Annotated in this window: 18 protein-coding genes; 10 read left to right on the top strand and 8 right to left on the bottom strand. The window is 74.3% G+C overall.

Features of this window, described 5'->3' with window-relative positions:
• Positions 1–3: 3 nt before the first annotated feature.
• Positions 4–846, top strand: a complete 843-nt coding sequence (gene csnA / locus B9W62_RS02605) for a chitosanase CsnA (RefSeq protein ID WP_087804775.1) — start codon at positions 4–6, stop codon at positions 844–846.
• Positions 847–957: 111 nt separating this feature from the next.
• Here csnA and B9W62_RS02610 read toward each other — a convergent pair whose 3' ends face one another.
• The gene (locus B9W62_RS02610) at positions 958–1,131 is read right to left on the bottom strand and encodes a CsbD family protein (protein ID WP_087804777.1); all 174 of its coding nucleotides are present in this window, start codon (positions 1,129–1,131) and stop codon (positions 958–960) included.
• 154 nt (positions 1,132–1,285) lie between these two features.
• On the opposite strand from B9W62_RS02610, the gene B9W62_RS02615 reads away from it, so the two are divergent.
• On the top strand, positions 1,286–1,432 hold the full coding sequence (locus tag B9W62_RS02615) for a hypothetical protein (protein WP_167343967.1): 147 nt from the start codon (positions 1,286–1,288) through the stop codon (positions 1,430–1,432).
• Between the two features lie 30 nt (positions 1,433–1,462).
• On the opposite strand, the gene B9W62_RS02620 is transcribed toward B9W62_RS02615, so the two are convergent.
• Complete coding sequence (locus B9W62_RS02620; protein WP_087804781.1) at positions 1,463–2,932, bottom strand: MFS transporter; 1,470 nt, start codon at positions 2,930–2,932, stop codon at positions 1,463–1,465.
• Positions 2,933–3,174: 242 nt separating this feature from the next.
• On the opposite strand from B9W62_RS02620, the gene B9W62_RS02625 reads away from it, so the two are divergent.
• Positions 3,175–4,539: an FAD-dependent oxidoreductase gene (locus tag B9W62_RS02625; protein ID WP_087804784.1), complete on the top strand. Its 1,365-nt coding sequence runs from the start codon at positions 3,175–3,177 to the stop codon at positions 4,537–4,539.
• Positions 4,540–4,626: 87 nt separating this feature from the next.
• Here the strand turns inward: B9W62_RS02625 and B9W62_RS02630 are convergent, their stop codons facing one another.
• From B9W62_RS02630 to B9W62_RS02645, 4 genes are read right to left on the bottom strand one after another with little or no spacing between them, the layout of a single operon-like run.
• Positions 4,627–5,001: a roadblock/LC7 domain-containing protein gene (locus tag B9W62_RS02630; RefSeq protein WP_087804787.1), complete on the bottom strand. Its 375-nt coding sequence runs from the start codon at positions 4,999–5,001 to the stop codon at positions 4,627–4,629.
• A 41-nt stretch (positions 5,002–5,042) separates the two neighbouring features.
• Complete coding sequence (locus tag B9W62_RS02635) at positions 5,043–5,567, bottom strand: roadblock/LC7 domain-containing protein (protein ID WP_087804789.1); 525 nt, start codon at positions 5,565–5,567, stop codon at positions 5,043–5,045.
• Positions 5,568–5,605: 38 nt separating this feature from the next.
• Positions 5,606–6,391 carry a hypothetical protein gene (locus B9W62_RS02640; protein ID WP_179235311.1) on the bottom strand — a complete coding sequence of 262 codons (786 nt, stop codon included), beginning with the start codon at positions 6,389–6,391 and terminating at the stop codon, positions 5,606–5,608.
• Positions 6,388–6,783, bottom strand: a complete 396-nt coding sequence (locus tag B9W62_RS02645) for a hypothetical protein (protein WP_087804791.1) — start codon at positions 6,781–6,783, stop codon at positions 6,388–6,390. The genes B9W62_RS02640 and B9W62_RS02645 overlap by 4 nt, the downstream gene beginning before the upstream one ends.
• A gap of 193 nt (positions 6,784–6,976) precedes the next feature.
• On the opposite strand from B9W62_RS02645, the gene B9W62_RS02650 reads away from it, so the two are divergent.
• Positions 6,977–8,047 carry a YihY/virulence factor BrkB family protein gene (locus tag B9W62_RS02650; protein WP_087804792.1) on the top strand — a complete coding sequence of 357 codons (1,071 nt, stop codon included), beginning with the start codon at positions 6,977–6,979 and terminating at the stop codon, positions 8,045–8,047.
• Between the two features lie 24 nt (positions 8,048–8,071).
• Here B9W62_RS02650 and B9W62_RS02655 read toward each other — a convergent pair whose 3' ends face one another.
• On the bottom strand, positions 8,072–8,866 hold the full coding sequence (locus tag B9W62_RS02655) for an SDR family NAD(P)-dependent oxidoreductase (RefSeq protein WP_087804794.1): 795 nt from the start codon (positions 8,864–8,866) through the stop codon (positions 8,072–8,074).
• A gap of 184 nt (positions 8,867–9,050) precedes the next feature.
• Between B9W62_RS02655 and B9W62_RS02660 the strand changes: the two genes are divergently transcribed.
• The 4 genes from B9W62_RS02660 to B9W62_RS02675 all read left to right on the top strand — a co-directional run bounded on the left by B9W62_RS02660 (position 9,051) and on the right by B9W62_RS02675 (position 14,317).
• The gene (locus B9W62_RS02660) at positions 9,051–10,223 is read left to right on the top strand and encodes a hypothetical protein (protein ID WP_087804796.1); all 1,173 of its coding nucleotides are present in this window, start codon (positions 9,051–9,053) and stop codon (positions 10,221–10,223) included.
• A gap of 383 nt (positions 10,224–10,606) precedes the next feature.
• The gene (locus B9W62_RS02665) at positions 10,607–11,170 is read left to right on the top strand and encodes a 2Fe-2S iron-sulfur cluster-binding protein (RefSeq protein ID WP_087804798.1); all 564 of its coding nucleotides are present in this window, start codon (positions 10,607–10,609) and stop codon (positions 11,168–11,170) included.
• The gene (locus B9W62_RS02670) at positions 11,167–12,159 is read left to right on the top strand and encodes an FAD binding domain-containing protein (protein WP_087804800.1); all 993 of its coding nucleotides are present in this window, start codon (positions 11,167–11,169) and stop codon (positions 12,157–12,159) included. Before B9W62_RS02665 ends, B9W62_RS02670 begins: the two co-directional genes overlap by 4 nt.
• Before the next feature lie 28 nt (positions 12,160–12,187).
• Positions 12,188–14,317: a xanthine dehydrogenase family protein molybdopterin-binding subunit gene (locus B9W62_RS02675; RefSeq protein ID WP_087804802.1), complete on the top strand. Its 2,130-nt coding sequence runs from the start codon at positions 12,188–12,190 to the stop codon at positions 14,315–14,317.
• A gap of 79 nt (positions 14,318–14,396) precedes the next feature.
• Here the strand turns inward: B9W62_RS02675 and B9W62_RS02680 are convergent, their stop codons facing one another.
• Positions 14,397–15,851: a hypothetical protein gene (locus tag B9W62_RS02680; RefSeq protein WP_087804804.1), complete on the bottom strand. Its 1,455-nt coding sequence runs from the start codon at positions 15,849–15,851 to the stop codon at positions 14,397–14,399.
• Between the two features lie 203 nt (positions 15,852–16,054).
• On the opposite strand from B9W62_RS02680, the gene B9W62_RS02685 reads away from it, so the two are divergent.
• Positions 16,055–16,375, top strand: coding sequence for a YkvA family protein (locus B9W62_RS02685; RefSeq protein WP_087804806.1), 321 nt, complete (start codon positions 16,055–16,057; stop codon positions 16,373–16,375).
• A 119-nt stretch (positions 16,376–16,494) separates the two neighbouring features.
• The gene (gene tgmA, locus B9W62_RS02690; RefSeq protein ID WP_003978169.1) at positions 16,495–16,686 is read left to right on the top strand and encodes a putative ATP-grasp-modified RiPP; all 192 of its coding nucleotides are present in this window, start codon (positions 16,495–16,497) and stop codon (positions 16,684–16,686) included.
• Positions 16,687–16,702 lie beyond the last annotated feature (16 nt).

Consider the following 16,702-nt stretch of genomic DNA (forward strand, 5'->3'; position numbering starts at 1 on the left):
CCCGTGAGGCACCCCTTCCCCCACCCGGCGCGCCCCGCAGGCCCCTCGCGCCGTACCGTGCTCGCCATGGCATGCGCGTCCCTGGCGACAGTCCCCCTGCTCACCCCCTCGCGCGCCGCGGCGACGTCCGCGCGCGCGACGGGACTCGACGACCCGGCGAAGAAGGAGATCGCCATGCAGCTGGTGTCGAGCGCGGAGAACTCCTCGCTCGACTGGAAGGCGCAGTACCGGTACATCGAGGACATCGGTGACGGTCGCGGCTACACCGCCGGCATCATCGGCTTCTGCTCCGGCACCGGCGACATGCTCGACCTGGTGGAGCTGTACGCCGAGCGCAGTCCCGGAAACGTCCTCGCGCCCTATCTGCCCGCGCTGCACCGGGTCGACGGCTCCGACTCGCACGAGGGCCTCGACCCCGGCTTCCCGGACGCCTGGCGCCGGGCCGCCGACGCCGACCCGGAGTTCCGCCGGGCCCAGGACGACGAGCGCGACCGCGTGTACTTCGGCCCGGCCGTACGGCGCGGCAAGGAGGACGGGCTGCGGACGCTGGGGCAGTTCGCGTACTACGACGCGATGGTGATGCACGGCGACGGCGGCGGCCTCGGATTCGGCAGCATCCGCGAGCGCGCCCTCGGCCGGGCCCGCCCGCCGGCCCAGGGCGGCGACGAGGTCGCGTACCTGCACGCCTTCCTGGACGAGCGGGTGTGGGCCATGAAGCAGGAAGAGGCGCACAGCGACACCAGCCGGGTCGACACGGCGCAGCGCGTCTTCCTGAACGAGGGCAACCTCGACCTCGAGCCGCCGCTGGACTGGCACGTGTACGGGGACGCCTACCACATCGGCTGACCCGGGCCCCGGGCCTCGCCCCCGCCGGGGTGTCCCGGGCAGGACGCGGGCCGCGGAACCGGCCGTACGCCTGGTTCCGCGGCCCGTGTGCCGCCGGTTGCGTGTTCCGTGTCAGTGCCGGAACGCGTCCTTGCCCTTCTCCTTGGCCTGCCGGGCGTCGCCCTTGGACCGCTCGGCGCGGCCCTCGGCCGTCATCCTCTCGTTGCCGACGGCCCGGCCGGCCGCTTCCTTGGCCTTCCCCTTGGCCTGCTCCATCTTGGCCTTGGACTTCTGGTTGCCGGCCACTGTGGTTCACCTCTCGGCGTTCGGTTGCGATGTCCTGCCCGGCGGGTCCCCCGTGCGGCGGGCCCAAACACGCCGACCGCGGGCAGGGGTGCCGGGCCGGACACCGGGTACGAGCACGGGCAAGGCAGGTCCGTCGTCGACTCGGAGGAACGTCATGGCCGGAGTACTGGACCGGATCAAGCAGTTCGCGCGCAGCCCCCAGGGGCGCCGGGCGACCGAGCAGGTGCGCAGGGCCGCCTCGGACCCGCGCCGCCGCGCACAGGCCCAGGAGATGCTGCGCAGGTTCGGCAAGCGCCGCTGAGCGCCCCTGTCCCGGGAGCCGGCGGGGCGGTCAGTTCTGACCGGCGTGGGTGTGGCTGTGGGAGGTCTCCGGCGGGCAGCCGCGGTCGTCGTCGGGGCGGTCCCGGCGCCAGTCGCGGACCGCGACGGTCAGCGCGCACAGCATGGCGGCGACGCCGGTGCCCACCGACAGGGCCACGGCCTCGTGGTAGTCGTCGTGGGTGGAGTTCAGCGTCAGGTAGAAGAGTCCCGGCAGCGCGGCGGTGCCCACGGCGCCGCCCAGCCGCTGGCCCGTCTGAAGGGCGCCCCCGGCGGCGCCCGCCATCCGTACCGGCACGTCGCGGAGCGTCATGGTGATGTTCGGGGAGATCACACAGCCGCTGCCGAGTCCGCCGAGCAGCAGCGCCGGGGCGGCGAGCCAGGCGGCCGGGCCGGAGGGCGCGAGCCAGAGCAGCAGCGCGGTGGTGCCCAGCCCCACCATGACGGCGACCAGTCCCCACACGGTCAGCAGCCGCCCCAGCCGTTCCACCAGCCGGCCCGCCACGGCGGCGGCGACGGCCGAGCCCACGGCGAACGGCGTCACCGCCAGGCCGGACACGAGCGGTGAGTAGCCCAGGCCGTTCTGGAAGTAGAGGGCGAAGACCAGCCACACCCCGCTGAACCCGACGAAGTACAGGGCGGCCAGGCCGGCGCCGGTGGCGTAGCCGCGGGTCCGGGTGAGCAGCCCCGGCTCCAGGAGCGGCTGACCGCCCCGCCGGGCGACCCGGCGCTCCCACCGCGCGAAGGCGACGAGGACCAGTGCCCCCGCCGGGAACAGCCACCACACCTTGGCGAGGCCGCCGCCCTCGGCGAGGACCAGCGGCAGCATCAGCGCCAGGATGCCCGCGCCGAGGAGCGTCACGCCGACCGGATCGAGGTGTCCTCGGCCGCCGGGCGCCACCCGGGGCAGCAGACGGAAGCCGAGCACCAGGGCGAGCAGGCCGACCGGCACGTTCACGTAGAAGATCCACCGCCAGCCCTCGGGCCCGGCCAGGGCCAGGATCAGACCGCCGACGACCGGTCCCACGGCGCTCGACACCCCCACGGTGGCGCCGAACAGCCCGAAGGCGCGACCGCGTTCCGCGCCGCGGAACAGTTGCTGGATCAGTGCCGAGTTCTGCGGCGCGATGCTGCCCGCGGCGACTCCCTGCGCGAGCCGAGCCACCACCAGCAGCTCGATGCCGGGCGCGGCCCCCGCCGCGGCGCTGCACAGCACGAAGGCGGCCAGGGCGGCGAGGAAGACGCGGCGCCTGCCGAACGCGTCGCCGATCCGGCCCGCGGTCACCAGGGTCAGGGCGAACGCGAGCGCGTAGCCGGAGACGACCCACTGCACGGAGGCCGGCGAGGCGTGCAGTCCCTGCTGCATGGAGGGCAGGGCCACGGCGACGATCGTCACGTCCAGCAGGGTCATGAATCCGGCGACCAGGGTCACCCACAGGGCCCGCCAGCGGTTGGGGTCCAGGCTGTCGTCCGGAGGCTGCACACGGGCTCCCCTCGTGAGGCGGCAAGGGACGCGCCACCGGTCCCTCCGCCTGCGTCACCCGTGACCGGGGCTTCAAACCCGCGCCGTCCGCCCGTACCGTGGACCGGCCCCCAAACCCGAACCATGAGATCCCATAAGGCGTCCTTATGACCTCATAGACCGGACCCGCGTACCGACTTAGGCTTGCCTTAGCTTAGGCTTCCCGGAGAGTCGATCTGTCACCGCTCGAAGGGAACCTGAACATGCCCCGCCCTCTGCGGGTAGCCATCGTCGGATCCGGCCCGGCCGGGATCTACGCGGCGGACGCCCTGCTCAAGTCCGAAGTGGCCGCCGACCCCGGTGTTTCCATCGACATCTTCGAGCGCATGCCCGCCCCGTTCGGCCTCATCCGGTACGGCGTCGCGCCCGACCACCCGCGGATCAAGGGCATCATCACGGCCCTGCACCAGGTGCTCGACAAGCCGCAGATCCGCCTCTTCGGCAACGTGAACTACCCCACCGACGTCAGCCTGGACGATCTGCGCGCCTTCTACGACGGTGTGATCTTCGCCACCGGCGCCACGGCGGACCGGGACCTGTCCCTCCCCGGCATCGACCTGGACGGCTCGTACGGCGCGGCGGACTTCGTCGCCTGGTACGACGGCCACCCCGACTTCCCGCGCACCTGGCCGCTGGAGGCGGAGAAGGTCGCCGTCCTCGGCGTCGGCAACGTCGCCCTGGACATCGCCCGTGTCCTCGCCAAGACCGCGGACGAGCTGCTGCCCACCGAGATCCCGCCGAACGTCTACGAGGGCCTCAAGGCCAACAAGGCGCTGGAGGTCCACGTCTTCGGACGTCGCGGCCCGGCGCAGGCGAAGTTCAGCCCGATGGAGCTGCGGGAGCTGGACCACTCCCCCACCATCGAGGTGATCGTCGACCCCGAGGACATCGACTACGACGAGGGCTCGATCGCGACCCGGCGCGGCAACAAGCAGGCCGACATGGTCGCCAAGACGCTGGAGAACTGGGCGATCCGGGACGTCGGCGACCGGCCGCACAAGCTGTTCCTGCACTTCTTCGAGTCGCCCGCGGAGATCCTCGGCGAGGACGGCCAGGTGACCGGCCTGCGCACCGAGCGCACCGCGCTGGACGGCACGGGCAACGTCAAGGGCACCGGCGAGTTCAAGGACTGGGACGTCCAGGCGGTCTACCGGGCCGTCGGCTACCTCTCCGACCAGCTGCCCAAGCTGCCCTGGGACCTCGAGACGGGCACGGTCCCGGACGTGGGCGGCCGGGTCGTCCAGGAGTCCGGCGAGCACCTGGAGTCGACGTACGTCACCGGCTGGATCCGGCGCGGTCCGATCGGTCTGATCGGGCACACCAAGGGCGACGCCAACGAGACGGTGTCCAACCTGCTGGACGACTACGCGAACGGCCGCCTCCAGACGCCTTCCTCGCCCGCTCCCGAGGCCGTGGACGCGTTCCTCGCCGAGCGGAACGTCCGCTTCACCACCTGGGACGGCTGGTACCGGCTCGACGCCGCGGAGAAGGCGCAGGGCGAACCGCACGGGCGTGAGCGCGTGAAGTACGTCGAGCGCGAGGACATGCTCCGCGAGAGCGGCGCCTGAGCCCCGACGTCCGGCGCCGGTTCCCCTCGCGGGGCACCGGCGCCGGACGCGTCCGCGGGGCCGTGCGGGGCGAACCGGCGGCCGGGCTCAGACCTCCAGGTCGGTCTCGATGCGGCGCAGCTGGTGGCGGGCCATGGCCAGGTTGGCGCGGCTCGCGTCCAGCACCAGGTAGAGGAACAGCCCGTTGCCGCCGCGGCCCTTGAGCAGTCGGATCAGGTGGTACTGCGTGTTCAGGGTGATCAGTATGTCCTCGATCTCGTCCTTGAGACCGAGGTGCTCCATCGTGCGCAGTTTGGAGCGCACGACGTCGGTGTTGCCCGCGGCGGCGACCTCCAGGTTGAAGTCCTTGCCGCCGCCCAGGGTGCCGAGCGCCATTCCGCTGGTGTAGTCGACCAGCGCGACGGCGGTCGCTCCGTCGATGGAGCTGAGGCATTCCTTGAGTGAGGTCTCCAGGTTGGCCATGGTGGTTTCCTTTCCGGACGTGATCGGTGTGGCGAGGTGGGTCAGGTGGGCCGGTGGTGGCCGCCGGCCCGGGGAGCGGGCTGGTGTGCGGGCCGCTGCGGTGTGCGCACCGGCAGGGTGCCGATGGGGCGGGCCGGCTGGGCGGGGAGCGTCGCACCGTGCTCGGCGGCCGGGGCCCGGCCGCGCTCCGGCCCGAGGCCGGCGGCGACCAGCTCCCCTATCCGCGCACCGCTGCGCCGCCCCTCCAGGTGCAGCCGGCCCACGTTGACCCGGCCGTCGGCGAGCAGGGTGAGCACGGCGGCCGGACCGGCGGCGTACGTGGCGACGTAGCCGTCGGCCCCGCGCAGGAGCAGCTCGCGGAAGCCGCCGCGCGCGGTGGCCTCGGCCATGCGCTGCGCGACGCCGAGGGCGGCCGCGGTGAGCGCGGCGAGCCCCTCGGGCTCGGTGCCCGGCGCGTCGTGGGCGAGGACGAGTCCGTCCACGGTGGCCGCGAGCGAGCCGGTCAGCTGGGGCACGCGGTTGCGCAGTCGGTGCAGTTCGTCCAGGACGTCGCTCTCGACGGCCATGAGCAGTCTCCTTTCGTCGCGCCGGCGGCGCGCGCGGATCACAGGGCCTCCAAGGCGTCTCGAAGCCGTCGCAGCAGGGCCGTGTCGGGGTCGTCCCACACGACCGCCCGCGGTTCCGGACCGGGGGGAAGGGGCGGGGCGGCGGGTGGCGCGGCACGGACGAGGCCGTCGGCGGCCAGGCGCCGCAGTTCGACCAGGGTGTGGTAGGTGCGGCAGGCGAGTGCCGACGCGATCTCGGCGGCGGTCCGTACGCCGTCGACCTGGGCCAGGGTGCGGCCGCGCCGTCCGGGCAGCTCGGCGGTGCCGACGCCCGGCACCCGGGTCAGGGGGAGGGTGTCGACGGCGGGGTCGGGCCAGATCCGGTCCAGCAGGTCGCGTCGGCGTCCGGACTCGCGGACGACGACGTCCACCGGGACGGATCGGACCGGGCCGAGCCAGTGCACCGCGCCGGGCCGGAAGCGCCGCGCACGCGTGTCGTGGGCCAGCACGAAGTACGCCGCGTCGAACAGCGCGCCCAGATGGCAGACCTCCAGCGCGCCCGCGGCGAGCCGCCCGCTGTCCACGAGCCGGTGGCCGACCCGGTGCTCGGTGCCGCCCCGGTCGACCGCGTCCCACCAGCCGTCCGGCGGGACGGCGCCGCTGCGGGTCAGCAGCGCGCCGAGATCGGGCGTGAAGGCCGACTCCACGTGCACGACGCGGCCCGCCGAGAGGTAGACGATGCCCCGCTCGCCCGACAGGGCGCCGGTCGCCCCTTCGGCCGCGAGGGCACCGAGCGCGTCCGACGTCGTCCCGTGGGTGGTCCAGGTGGTCGTCACCCGGGTCATCCGAGCACCAGCCGGTCGGCCATCTCGGCCAGCCGGATGCGGGCCAGGGCGAGGTTTCCGTCGTTGCGGTCCAGCCACAGGTGGAGGAAGACGGTGCTGTCGAACGGGGTGCTGACGAACCTGAGCAGGTGGTAGGCGTCGCCGGTGGTGGCGATCAGGTCCTCCACCGGGGGTTCCTTCCCGGGATCGGCAGCGCCGCCCGCCGCCAGCGAGCCGCTCTCCGCGACGTGCCGGCCCAGCTCCGCCGTCTCCGCGGCCGTCGCCTCCCAGTCGCCGCCCGGCGCCTCGCCGACGGCGCCGAGAGCGAGCCCGCTGATCCAGTCGACCAGGGACGCACCGCGCGCGCCCGGCAGTCGCATGGCTTCCAGCAGACTCTCGTCGATTCCGGGCACGCCGGATCCCCTCCCCTGCACGGCAGTACCGCGAACGTGACGACGACACTACGGAAAGTGCACGCATCCGGTGAGCGCTTTGGCATTTTCCAGAGGAACGTGCGCGCGCTCGGGCATACTGCGGAGTTCGGCCCGGTCCGGGGCCCTTCCGGTGGGGGAGCGTGCTCGCGCCGAGACGGGCAACCCGGGGTGCATGGCCCGACTCCACCTCCCCCGCGGAGGAAAGCACCCGAAGGACGCACCGGCGGACGGACCGGCCGACGAGAAGACGGCCGAGGACTACGGTCCCGACGCCGCCACCGAGGCCGCCGCCCCCGGTTCCCCCACCGAACTGCCCGGGCGCTCGTGGTCCGCGCTGACGCGGCGCGTGGTCGCCGAGTTCAAGGACGACGAGCTGACCGACCGGGCCGCGGCCCTCACCTACTACGGCATCCTGTCCCTGTTCCCGGCCCTGCTGGTGCTGGTCTCGCTGCTCGGCATCGCCGGGGAGTCCGCCACCCAGGAGGTCCTGGACAACGTGCAGAAGCTCGCGCCCGGTTCGGCGCGGGACGTGATCACGAACGCCGTGGAGCAATTGCAGGCCAAGGCGGGCCTGGGCTCCGTGCTGGCGGTGGTCGGTCTGGTGGGCGCGGTCTGGTCGGCGTCCGGCTACGTGGCCGCGTTCATCCGCGCCGCCAACGCGGTCTACGACGTGCCCGAGGGGCGCCCCGTCTGGAAGGTACTGCCGCTGCGGGTGGCCCTGACGGTGGTGCTGCTGGTGCTCGCGGTGGTCAGCGCGCTCATCGTGGTGTTCACCGGAAGCCTGGCCCGGCAGGCGGGCACGGCGCTCGGCGTCGGCGACACCGCGCTGACCGTGTGGTCGATCGCCAAGTGGCCGGTGCTGGTCCTGCTCGTCACCTTCATGATCGCGATCCTCTACTGGGCCGCGCCGAACGCCCGGGTCAAGGGATTCAAGTGGATCTCTCCGGGCAGCCTGGTCGCGCTGCTGATCTGGCTGCTGGCCTCCGCCGGGTTCGCCTTCTACGTGGCCAACTTCGGCTCGTACAACAAGACGTACGGCACCCTGGCGGGCGTCATCATCTTCCTCGTGTGGCTCTGGGTGACGAACCTGGCCATCCTCCTCGGCCTGGAGTTCGACGCGGAGCTGGCCCGGCAGCGGGTCATCGACGGCGGCCACCCGCCCGAGGAGGAGCCGTACGTCGAACCGCGCGACACCCGGGCCTGGAACGAGGCGGACCGGCGGCGCGCGGCCGACGACGACTGAGCCGGGGACGACGAGCCGGGGACGCTACGGCAGGATCGAGTCGACGTAACCGCCGTCGACCCGGACGGCCGCGCCGGTGGTGGCCGAGGCGAGCGGGGAGCTGAGGTACACCACCAGGTTGGCGATCTCCTCCGGCTCGATCAGCCGCTGGAGCAGGGACTGCGGGCGGTGTTCGCGCATGAAGACGCGCTGTGCCTCGTCCCAGGGCAGGTCGCGGTCGACCAGCTGGTACACGAAGTCCTCGACGCCCTCGGTGTGAGTGGGTCCCGCGATGACGCAGTTCACCGTGACGCCGCTGCCCGCGGCCTCCTTGGCGAAGCCGCGGCCCACACCGAGCAGGGCCGTCTTGGAGACCCCGTAGTGGATCATCTCGGCCGGGATCACGACGGCCGAGTCACTCGCGATGTACAGCACCCGGCCCCAGCCGCGTTCCCTCATCCGGGGGAGATGGGCGCGCGTCAGCCTGACGCCCGCGAGGACGTTGATCTCGAAGTAGCGGCGCCACTCGGCGTCGCTGATCTCCAGCGCGGGCGCGGCGCCGAAGACGCCGAGGTTGTTCACGAGGATGTCCACGTCGGGCAGCGCCTCCAGGGCCCGCCCGGCGCCCTCTTCGGTACCGAGGTCGGCCGCGACCGGCACGAACGTGCCGTCCGGCACCTCCGCCCGCAGCTTCTCGACGCTCTCCGCCAGGCGGTCGGCGTCGCGCCCGTTGACGCCCACGGTGGCGCCCGCCCGCGCCAGTCCGGCGGCGATCGCCGCCCCGATGCCCTGCGAGGAGCCCGTCACCAGTGCGGTGCGTCCGCCGAGGTCGAGGTTCATCAGGTCGCTCCTTCTCGTGCCGTACGGTCGGTCGGGTTGCTCCTGCCCACCCTCGCTCACGACGCACCCGCGCCACGGCCGACCGCGCCGCGGCACGCCCGGTCGGCGGACCCCCCGGGTGCTCTCCGCTGACCTGCGCCGACGATACTTGCCTACGTCCGTGCCCCTGCTGCCCGATGGACCCATGCCGACCTCTCCCACCGCCCGCCCCACGCATCCGCCCACGCTGTGGGCCGCTCGCGGCCGCCATGTCGGCTCCGCGGCCGAGGACACCGTCCGGCACCGGCTCCAGCGGCTCAAGGACGACCACGTCGTCGACGACTTCCTGGAGCCGGTCGAGGAGCCGGCCGCCGAGCCCCCGGCCGCGGGGGCTCCCGGCCCGCGGATCTTCGAGGCACGCTGGAAGGCCCCCGGGGCCGTCACCGTGCGGGCCCGGCTGATCCTGGAGCCCGGCTCGGCGGGCGGGCAGGACTGGACGCTGCTCGCGGAGGCCGAGGAGGCCTGGGACCTCGACTGGCCCTCCCCCGCCACCGTGTTCTGGCCGGACGACCCGGACGTCACCTGGGACCGGGACGCCGCCACGGGCCTGCGCCTGCGGGGCATCAACACCCTTCCCGACGACGACAAGGCCGTGCGCCGGCTGCTCAAGGAGGCCGGGCGCAGCCCGTGGAACATCCACGTGGTGGTGCACGAGGCGATGACCCCGGACCACCGGGGCCGGGTGCCGCTGGCGCAGCGCCTGCCGGCCGGTCTGCGGCACCGGGTGGTCGAGCACCGGGCCGCGCCGCAGCAGCTCCGGGTGGTGAACTGGGCCCTGGAGGACTTCGGGGTGCAGGTGCCGCGCGGCGGCGCCGTGGTGCTGCCCGGGACACCGGCCCCGGCCGACTACGCCGCCGCCGACTTCTCCGTCCGCACCGTCTTCCTGGACGGCTCCGAGCCCACCGCGCTGATCGCGGCGGTGACGTCCTTCGCCGCGCTGCCCAGGCCGCTGCCCGACGACGCGGTGGCGGCCCTCGGCTCGCTGCGGGAGGACTGGCGGCTGCTGACGCTGGAGGAGGAGCTGGAGCGCGAGCGCAGGCTGGTGAAGATGTACGCCGAGGCGCTGGAGGCCATGACCCAGTCCCGCGATCTGTACCGGGAGGCGGCGGAACGCGCGGCCGAGGCCCTCGCCGTGTACCGGGAGTCCGCCCCGGCGGCACCGGCCGGACCGGCACCGTCCCAGCCGCCGCCGGCCTCTCCCCTGCGGGGTCTGACCCGCACCCTGGAGCGGTTCAGGGGCTCCGCCCGGACCCCGCGCCCGGACGCCGACGACCGCGACACCACGAAGCCTCCCGGGACCCCGGCGACCGACGACTGACGTCTTCCGGCCGCCCGGGGCACCGGACCGGGCCGCGGGTCCCCGACCGGACGAGACCGGCGGGCCCCGGGCCGGAGGCGGCCCCGGGCCGGAGCCGGACCCGCGGGCCCCGGGCCCGGGCGAGCACCGGCTGCGAGTCCGCGGAGCGCGGCCGGTACGCCGGAAGGCTCGGTGGCTCCGCCCGGGCCCGGGCCGGCCGCACCGGTCGTGGACACCTCCCCGCGTCGGACGCCCGCGCGGCGGGGGCGGGCCCCGGCGACGCGGGACGGCGGTGCCGTGCCGTGCCGTGCCCTCGGGTGAGGGCACCCTCACGTGTCATCCGGCGCGAGGTGGATACGCGGACGGCACAGGAGCACGGCCCGTCCCGGAAGGTCATCGACGCCATGGACAGCCAGCACGACAGCGCCCCCGCTTCCCGCCCACCGGAGTCCTCCAGTTCCCGGACCACGCTCCGCGTCAACGGCAAGCCGCACACCCTCACCGTGGACCACCGCAGGGTCCTGCTGGACCTCCTGCGGGAGGACCTCGACCTCGCGGGCGCCAAGAAGGGCTGCGACCACGGCCAGTGCGGCGCCTGCACGGTCCTGGTCGACGGACGGCGCGTCAACAGCTGCCTGCTGCTCGCGGTCGCCCTGGACGGCTGCGAGGTCACCACCGTCGAGGGTCTCGCCGGGGACGGCGAGGAACTCCACCCGTTGCAGCGCGCCTTCCTGGACCGCGACGCCTTCCAGTGCGGCTACTGCACCCCCGGGCAGATCTGCTCGGCGGTCGGCGCGCTCGCCGAGGCCGAGGCCGGGCACCCCTCCCACGTCACCGATCCGGCGACGCCCTCCGGGGAGCCCGTCGCGCTGGGCCGCGACGAGATCCGGGAGCGGCTGAGCGGCAACCTGTGCCGGTGCGGTGCGTATCCGCGGATCGCCGACGCGGTCGAGGACGTGATCCCGTGAAGCCCTTCGCCTACGTTCGCGCGGGCAGCGTCGAGGAGGCCACCGAGGCCTTCGCGGCCCACCCCGGCGCCCGCTACCTCGGCGGCGGCACCAACCTCGTCGACCTGATGAAGCTCGGCGTGGAGACGCCCACCGCGCTCGTCGACGTCACGCGGCTGCCGCTGGACACCGTGGAGGAACTGCCCGACGGCGCGCTGCGGGCGGGGGCGATGGTCCGCAACAGCGACCTCGCGGCCCACCCGGCGGTGCGCGACCGCTACCCCGCGCTGTCCCAGGCGCTGCTGGCCGGTGCCTCCGGGCAGTTGCGCAACGCCGCCACCACCGGCGGCAACCTGTTGCAGCGCACCCGCTGCCCCTACTTCCAGGACGTGTCCAAGCCCTGCAACAAGCGGGAGCCCGGCAGCGGCTGCGGCGCGCTGGAGGGCGTGCACCGCGATCACGCGGTGCTGGGCCACTCCGACCAGTGCATCGCCACCCATCCCTCGGATCTGGCGGTGGCGCTGGCCGCCCTCGACGCGCGCGTGGAGCTGCACGGCCCCGAGGGCGGCCGCAGCGTTCCCGCCGCCGACTTCCACCGGCTGCCCGGACTGCATCCGGAGCGGGACACCGAGATCCACCCCGGCGAGCTGATCACCGGCGTGGTCCTGCCCGCGGCCACGGCCGGGCTCCCCTCGGCGTACCGCAAGGCCCGCGACCGGGCGTCGTACGCCTTCGCACTGGCCTCCGTCGCCGTGGTGCTGCACCTCGCGGACGGGGTGGTGGAGCGGGCCGGGATCGCCTTCGGCGGGCTGGCGCACCGCCCCTGGCGGGCACGGCGGGCCGAGGACGCGCTGCGCGGCGCGGCGCCCACGACGGCGGCGTTCGAGCACGCCGTCGACCTGGAGTTGGCCGCGGCCGAACCGCTGCGGGACAACGCCTACAAGGTGCCGCTGGCCCGCCGGCTGGCCCTGGACGTACTGGGCCGGCTCGCCCCGCCCGCCACGACCTGACGACCGAGGCGTCCACGAGGAGGACTCCATGACCGCCACCGATGCCGTCCTGGGCGCTCCGGTCGAGCGCCGGGAGGGGCGGGAGAAGGTCACCGGCACCGCCCGGTACGCCGCCGAGTACCCGGCGCCGGGCCGCGCCCAGGCCTGGCCGATACCCGCGACGGTCGTACGGGGCCGGGTGACCGGCGTCGACACCGCGGCCGCGCTCGAACTGCCCGGCGTACTCGCGGTGCTCACGCACGAGAACGCGCCCCGGCTCGGCACTCCGGACGACCCGACGCTGGCCGTGCTCCAGGACCCGCACGTCCCGCACCGGGGCTGGTTCGTGGGCGTGGTGGTGGCCGAGACGCTGGAGGCGGCCCGCGCCGGAGCCGCCGCCGTCCGGATCACCTACGAGACCGAGCCCCACGACGTGACGCTGACCGCCTCGCACTCCGGGGCGTACATCCCCGAGTCGGCCAACGGCGGCTTCGCGGCCGTCACCGAGCAGGGCGACCCGGACGGCGCGTTCGCCGGCTCCGCGACCCGGGTGGACGTCGAGTACCGGGTGCCGCCGCTGCACAACCACCCGATGGAACCGCACGCCAGTACGGCGCACTGGGACGGCGACCGGCTGGCCGTGCACTGCTCCAGTCAGGGAACCACGGCGGTGCAGAAGGAGCTGGCGCGGCTGTTCGGACTGCCCGAGGACCGGATCACGGTGCGCGCCGAGCACGTGGGCGGCGGGTTCGGCTCGAAGGGCACACCGCGCCCCGAGGTGGTACTCGCGGCGATGGCGGCACGGGAGACGGGCCGGCAGGTGACCGTGGCGCTGCCGCGCCGCTATCTGCCCGCCGTCGTCGGGCACCGCGCGCCGACCCTGCACCGGCTGCGCCTGGGCGCGGACGGCCACGGCCGGCTCACGTCGCTCGTGCACGAGGTGACGACACACACCTCGCGGGTGAAGGAGTTCGTGGAGCAGGCGGCGGTCCCCGCGCGGGTCATGTACGCCGCCCCCGCCCTGCGCACGGTCCACCGCGTGGCGGCACTGGACGTCCCCACGCCCTCCTGGATGCGCGCCCCCGGCGAGTGCCCCGGCATGTACGCCCTGGAGTCCGCGATGGACGAACTGGCCGCCGAACTCGGCGTCGACCCGGTGGAGCTGAGGATCCGCAACGAACCGGGGAGCGAGCCGGACAGCGGAAAGCCGTTCAGCAGCAGGCATCTGGTGGAGTGTCTGCGCGAGGGCGCCCGGCGCTTCGGCTGGGAGGGCCGCGATCCCCGGCCCCGGTCCCGTGCGGCGGGGCCCCTGCTGATCGGCAGCGGGGTCGCCTCGGCCACCTACCCGGTGCTGGTCTCCCCCTGCGTCGCCTCGGCGCGTGCCCTGCCCGACGGCGGTTTCCTGGTGCGGGTGAACGCCACGGACATCGGCACGGGCGCTCGGACGGTGCTCGCGCAGGTCGCGGCCGACGCCCTCGGTGCCCCGCTGGACCAGGTGCGGGTGGACGTCGCCGACAGCGGCATCGGGTTCGCGCCGATGGCCGGGGGTTCCTCGGGCACCGCCTCTTGGGGGTCGGCCGTTCACGAGGCCTGCGTCCGGCTGGCCGGCCGGCTGGCGGAGCGGTCGGGGCCGCTGCCGGACGAGGGGATCGCGGCCGAGGCCGACACCTCCGGGACGGCGGACGCGGAGAGTCCCTTCGCCCGGCACGCGTTCGGCGCCCACTTCGCCGAGGTGACGGTGGACACCGTCTCCGGCGAGGTGCGGGTGACACGGTTGCTGGGCGTCTTCGCCGCGGGGCGCATCCTCAACGCGCGTACGGCCCGCTCCCAGTTCATCGGGGGCATGACGATGGGCCTGGGCATGGCGTTGACCGAGGACAGCACGGTGGACCCGGTGTTCGGCGACTTCGTCGAGCGCGATCTGGCGTCGTACCACGTGCCCGCGCACGCGGACGTCGCGGACCTGGAGGCGTACTGGGTCGACGAGGAGGACGAGCACCTCAACCCCATGGGCAGCAAGGGGATCGGCGAGATCGGGATCGTGGGCTCGGCGGCGGCCGTGGGCAACGCCGTCCACCACGCCACCGGCATCCGCTTGCGGGAACTGCCGCTCACTCCCGACCGGGTGCTCACCGCCCTGCTGGAACACGGGCATCCCGCGGGCATGCTGGGCGTCTGAGGGACGGACGCGTGGTCCGCGCCGGTTCACCTGCCGGCGCGGACCACGGGCTGTCGGGACGCGGGGTGGTGGCCGCCGGTCAGTCCGCGGCGGTGCGCCCGGCCACGGCGACGGAGCGGGTCGGCCTGCGCCGCGCGGAGGCCGGTGCGGCCACCCGCACGCACAGTGCCGTCAGTGCGACGAGCGAGGCGACCACGGCCACGGCGACCGCGATCCAGACCGGAGCCAGCGTGAGGTCGGTGACCGGGGAGACCCGCGCCGAGGGGGTGGCGCTGCCGTAGAGCTTGGCCGCGGCCAGCGCCGCAGGTCCCACGACCGCGGCGGCGAGCAGCGGTACGGCGGGCCGCACGGTCAGCAGCAGGGCCAGCACCAGGCAGAGCGCCGACAGGCCGAGTGCCACTCCGTAGGCCGGTGCCGACGCGTCGCCGCGGTGCAGCGGGAAGTAGGCCACGCCGCACCCGGCGAGGACCGCCACGGTGAGCCAGGCCGGCCAGGCCGGGCCGCGGGCGGCGCGCCGTGCCGCGCGGTCGCGCTCGCGCGCCGCACGGGCCATGTCGCGCTCGCGCGCCGCACCGGACCGGTCGCGACGCGGTGCACCGGACCCGTCGCGACCCGGCGCACGGGATTCCGCCCGGTCGCGCGCCGCTCGGGACGCCTCGCGGTCGCGTCCCCGGCGGAACGGGCGTGGCGTCCTGCGGCGTTCACGGCCACGGCGGTCCGCTTTGTCCCCGGCGCCGGTGAACCCCTCCCGCGACCGGGCGTCGGGCTCGCCTCCGTCGTGCTCGTCGGCCGCGTCCCGGGCCGCCCGCAGTCGCCGGGCGTCGGGCCGCTCCGGGCGTACGTGTCCGTCCTCGGCGAGCCGGCCGATCAGTTCGACCAGTTCCTCGACCGGGCGGCCGGTGGCGGCGGCGCGCACGGCCTCCTGCCCGCAGTGCGGTTCCAGGGGGGTGCGGTGCAGCAGGGCCATCAGCCGGGTCACGTCCTCCACGGAGCGGCACTCCGCCGCGGCCCGGATCGCCTCGTCGGCACTGTCGGACTGGCGCGGTGGCCGGGTCAGCAGGCCGACCAGCCGGGTGACGTCCTCGACGGACCGGTTCACGCCGACCGCGCGGAGCGCGTCGATCGTGGCCTGCGCGTACTGCGGTGACTGCTCCATGGTCGTGATCAGGTCGACGACCTCGTCCAGCGGCCGGTCGGCCACGGCCGCGCGCACCAGATCGCCGACGGGATCGCCGTACGCGTGCGCCGCGCCGTCGGCGGCCCCGGCCTCGCCCTCGGCGTCCGGGGCGGTGCCCGCGTCGGAGACGGGCAGGTCGGGGTCGGGCTCGAGTTCGGGGAGGTCGTCCTCTTCGAGGTCGACGTCCCAGATGTCGCCCTCGTGCTCGGGCGCGGGCCGGCCGGTGGACGTCCGGGCCGCGGGTTCCGCGCCCGGCGGCCGCGCCGTGCCGGTGGTCGTGGTCGTCTCCCCGGTGGGCAGGTCCAGGGCGGATATGGCGTACTCGGGCGAGCGGGGTGATGAAGAGCCGGTGGTCATGATCTCTCCGTGTGGTGGGGGTGCGGCCGCCCTGCGTCCCCGACATGCGACTCGCGCTGTGTGCTGCCATTACTAGGCATGTCCACCGCACCGTGCCACTTCGGTGGGCCACAGGGATGAGAGACCCCGCCCCCAGGTCTTGCCGCCCCCGCGAGCGGGCATCCGGGTAGGGAGGCGCGTACCGCGCGCCGGAGGAGGGGCCCGTGGATACGACCACCGTGATCGTCGTGGCGGTGCTGCTCGCGGCGCTGGTCCTCGCGGCGGCTCTCGCCGTGCTGGTGCGCCTGGTCCGCACCCGGCGGGACCTCAGGCGGGCGGGCCTGCCGACCGGCCCGCGCTGGGTCTTCTGGGGCGCCGTCCTCTACCTGGTGCTCCCGGCGGACCTGTTGCCGGATCCGGTCTACCTGGACGACATCGGCGTGCTGCTGCTGGCGCTGCGCTCCGCGCGCGGCCCGATCGGCGGGCGGCGCGACCCCGCGGAGCGGCGGCGGGCCACCGGCTCGCCCGGTGATTACGCAGCGTAAGGAAACCAATCACCCGTTCGATTCGTATAAGTCTCTGGAAGCCGAAGGAAGTCGGCGGACCAGATGACGGCGCACAGGGGCCGTCGTCTGATCGGCGCAGCACCGACTAGGGAGAGACGATGCAACCGTTCGCGCTCAACTACGCACGGCCCGCAGTGGAGTTGGAAGCCACGACTCCGTACGTCTACGACTCCGGGCTGCAGTTGAACGTGCTCCTCGACGGGCGGGTGGCCGCCTGCGACCACGCGCTGCTGAGAGAACTGGGGACCACGACCTCCACCGCGGGGTCGAAGACTCACTTCGACGACTGAACACGGGCCGTCGAGA

The organism is Streptomyces sp. CS113 (assembly GCF_002188365.1).
Lineage (GTDB): Bacteria > Actinomycetota > Actinomycetes > Streptomycetales > Streptomycetaceae > Streptomyces > Streptomyces tendae.